The organism is SAR202 cluster bacterium (genome assembly GCA_016872355.1).
In the GTDB taxonomy this organism is placed as follows: Bacteria; Chloroflexota; Dehalococcoidia; order Lucifugimonadales; family VGZY01; genus VGZY01.
This window is the reverse complement of sequence record VGZY01000126.1, coordinates 1-2,829: the sequence shown is the minus strand read 5'-3', so window position 1 is coordinate 2,829 and position 2,829 is coordinate 1. Positions and strand designations below refer to the sequence as shown.

Annotated in this window: 5 protein-coding genes; 3 read left to right on the top strand and 2 right to left on the bottom strand. The window is 60.8% G+C overall.

The features are described from left to right. Positions 1-180: helix-turn-helix domain-containing protein (locus FJ319_14670; GenBank protein MBM3935508.1), on the bottom strand; the 180-nt coding region annotated here is incomplete at its 3' end. Between the two features lie 295 nt (positions 181-475). Here FJ319_14670 and FJ319_14665 point away from each other — a divergent pair. Then, a complete protein-coding gene (locus FJ319_14665; GenBank protein ID MBM3935507.1) occupies positions 476-1,525 on the top strand; it encodes a 3-deoxy-7-phosphoheptulonate synthase in 1,050 nt (349 codons plus the stop codon). On the opposite strand, the gene FJ319_14660 is transcribed toward FJ319_14665, so the two are convergent. After that, positions 1,497-1,862, bottom strand: a complete 366-nt coding sequence (locus FJ319_14660; protein MBM3935506.1) for an extradiol dioxygenase — start codon at positions 1,860-1,862, stop codon at positions 1,497-1,499. The genes FJ319_14665 and FJ319_14660 overlap by 29 nt on opposite strands. Before the next feature lie 58 nt (positions 1,863-1,920). Between FJ319_14660 and FJ319_14655 the strand changes: the two genes are divergently transcribed. Continuing rightward, complete coding sequence (locus FJ319_14655; protein MBM3935505.1) at positions 1,921-2,463, top strand: MOSC domain-containing protein; 543 nt, start codon at positions 1,921-1,923, stop codon at positions 2,461-2,463. Positions 2,464-2,697: 234 nt separating this feature from the next. Then, a partial coding sequence (locus tag FJ319_14650) for an IS5/IS1182 family transposase (protein ID MBM3935504.1) occupies positions 2,698-2,829 on the top strand: 132 nt, incomplete at its 3' end.

The window sequence follows — 2,829 nt, the reverse complement described above, 5'->3', positions numbered from 1 at the left end:
ATTGCCATGGACCAGCCCTGCCGCTCCATCCTTCCGGTAGGTCGCCAGAAGCCTCCATACCTGGCGCTCCGATACCCCCAATGCCGTGGCAGCTTGAGCCTTTGTCAATCGCTTCTCAAGGACAGCGCTCAACACTACCGTTCGTTTAGCCTCTCTCTCGCTCATTGTCAGTTCTTTCATAGACTGACATTTTCACTGCTCCCTTAACCCCTGACACTATCACTGCACCAATGCAATTTCACTTGACAATCTTTCGAGAGCGCGTTTATAGTGGCATCCATGCAGATCACGGTTTCGTTCAGCTACGCGTATTACTTTTACTTTTATCCGGCCTGACAAGGCTGCCGGTGAAGTTTTGGTGCGCGTAGAACCTGGTCCCGCATAGCGACAAAGACTCAAGCCAAGACCCCAGCCGGCAGCGGCTGGGGTCTCTCATTTTGCGCGGCGGCAACACACTCAAGGAAGGATGTCCCAGATGTTAAAGACGGAGATCAGCGACGTACGAGTACGGAGCACAGAGCAGCTCATGACGCCCCTCGACCTAGTGCGGGAGCTGCCCATCACCCCGAAAGCCCAGAAGACGGTCATCGACGGCCGGAGAGGAATCGAGGCTGTCCTGAGTGGTGACGACAAGCGCTTCATCGTGGTCACGGGCCCCTGCTCTATCCACGATGAGAAGGCCGCCCTTGAGTTCGCCGAGCGCCTGACGAAACTCAACGAGAAGGTCAAGGACCGCATCTTCATGGTCATGCGCGTCTACTTCGAGAAGCCCCGCACGACCGTAGGCTGGAAGGGCCTCCTGTACGACCCCCACCTGGACGACTCCTTCGACATCTATACCGGCCTCAAGCGCGGCCGCAAGCTACTGCTGCAGATCGCCGAGATGGGCATGCCGGCCGCGACCGAGTTCCTGGACCCCATCGTTCCGCAGTACCTGGCAGATCTGGTCGCGTGGGCGGCTATCGGCGCGCGGACGACCGAGAGCCAGACGCACAGGCAGATGGCCAGCGGCCTGAGCATGCCGGTCGGCTTCAAGAACGGCACCGACGGCAGCACGCAGACGGCGGTAGACGCCATCGTCTCATCCAGGTCCAAGCACGGTTTTCTCGGCATCGACGTGAACGGCCGGACCGCCGTCGTCCACACAACGGGGAATCCTTACGGCCACATCGTCCTTCGCGGCGGCAAGGACGGCCCTAACTTCGACGCCGCGTCCGTGGCGGAGGCCCAGAAGCGCCTGGCGGCGGCCAAGGTGCCGGACAAGGTGATCGTGGACTGCTCGCACGGCAACTGCAACAAGGACCACACGAAGATGAACATCGGGTTCAGGTCCGTCGTCGAGCAGCGCGTCGCGGGCAACACCGGCCTGTGCGGAGTGATGCTGGAGAGCAACCTCGGCGCCGGGAACCAGAAGCTCAACGGCGGCCCCGCCGGCCTCAAGTACGGCGTATCGATCACCGACGCCTGCATAGACTGGGCCGAGAACGAGCAGCTCATCACCTGGGCGCACGGGGTGCTGGCTTAATCGCCATCTTGTGCTTGGGCTGGTAGATACCGAGCTCCGTCCCGCTCGGTAGACCAATGCGGGCGATCCGTCCCCGGGGCTGGTCGGTCGCAGCCTGCGTCACGTTGACGCCCTTGCGCTTCAAATCTTCGAGCGTCGCGTCGATGTCGTCGCACATGAGATACATCTCATGGAACGGCTCGTCTAACGGGTGGACGCTCATCTCCGCAGGCGGCAAAGCGTAGATAAGCCAGCCGCCGCCGGAGTCCACATTGTCGAGCCCCAGAACATCGCGAAAGAAGGCCCGGTCAGCCTCGGCATCCTTCGTGTAAACGAGTGTGTGTACGCCCATTATCATCGACAGCCTCCGATTTTGATCTGCGTAAAGTATAGCCACAAACCCGGAAAGGCAGGCGATGGTGGGGAGTGTCGAAGCAGTACACCTTAGCCCGGCGCACACAATGACAAAAGGCCGGCGAGAGAGCATCACGCTCATCGCCGGCCTTGGTGTTGAAGGGGACGCCCACATGGGCGCGACGGTCAAGCACCGGTCGCGCGTCGCGAAAGACCCAAGCCAGCCCAACCTCCGCCAGGTCCACCTTATGCACGCAGAGCTACAGGATGAGCTTCGCGCGAACGGGTTCGATGTGTGGGCCGGACGGCTGGGCGAAAACATCACCACGCGCGGCCTGGACCTACTAGCTTTACCTACCGGCGCAACGCTTCACATCGGAAACGCTGCGGTGGTGGAAGTAACGGGCCTGCGCAATCCCTGCTCGCAACTGGACGGCCTGCAGCACGGCCTGATGGCCGCATGTCTGGACCGCGACGCGGATGGCAACCTGATCCGGAAGGCGGGTGTTATGGGCGTGGTGGTCACAGGCGGCATTGTCAGGCCGGGGGACGGAATCAGGGTGGAGCACCCGGCTGGGGCGCACCGCCCGCTGGTGCCGGTGTAACCACGACCGCACCTTTGTCATTTCTGAGGATGGGAGGACACGCTGCTCAGGACAATTGCGCTCTGAAATGGCTACTTTGAGCGGCATAGATAGCGTCGCGTGGCGTCCAGGGTCCCACCCTCACCCTACGGTCAAGGCCCCGTAGGCCTCTCCCTCAAGGAGACCTTTGCATAACCCAAGGTAGAGGCGATAATCATACCTGTGCGAGGAAGATATAGCAAAATGGAGTGAGCCATGCACCGCAATATGGGAAACCCGTCCATGATCGAAGCGTTCCTTCCCGAGCAGGTTGGGCGTAACGAGCGATTGGAGAGGATAGCCCAAGTTGTGGACTGGGAAAAGATGGGAAAGCTGGTGTCAGATATC

Bases quoted from the DNA above. Each gene is read 5' to 3' on its own strand.
- FJ319_14665 (MBM3935507.1), top strand. From the start codon at position 476: ATGTTAAAGACGGAGATCAGCGACGTACGAGTACGGAGCACAGAGCAG.
- FJ319_14660 (MBM3935506.1), bottom strand. From the start codon at position 1,862: ATGATAATGGGCGTACACACACTCGTTTACACGAAGGATGCCGAGGCT.
- FJ319_14655 (MBM3935505.1), top strand. From the start codon at position 1,921: ATGGTGGGGAGTGTCGAAGCAGTACACCTTAGCCCGGCGCACACAATG.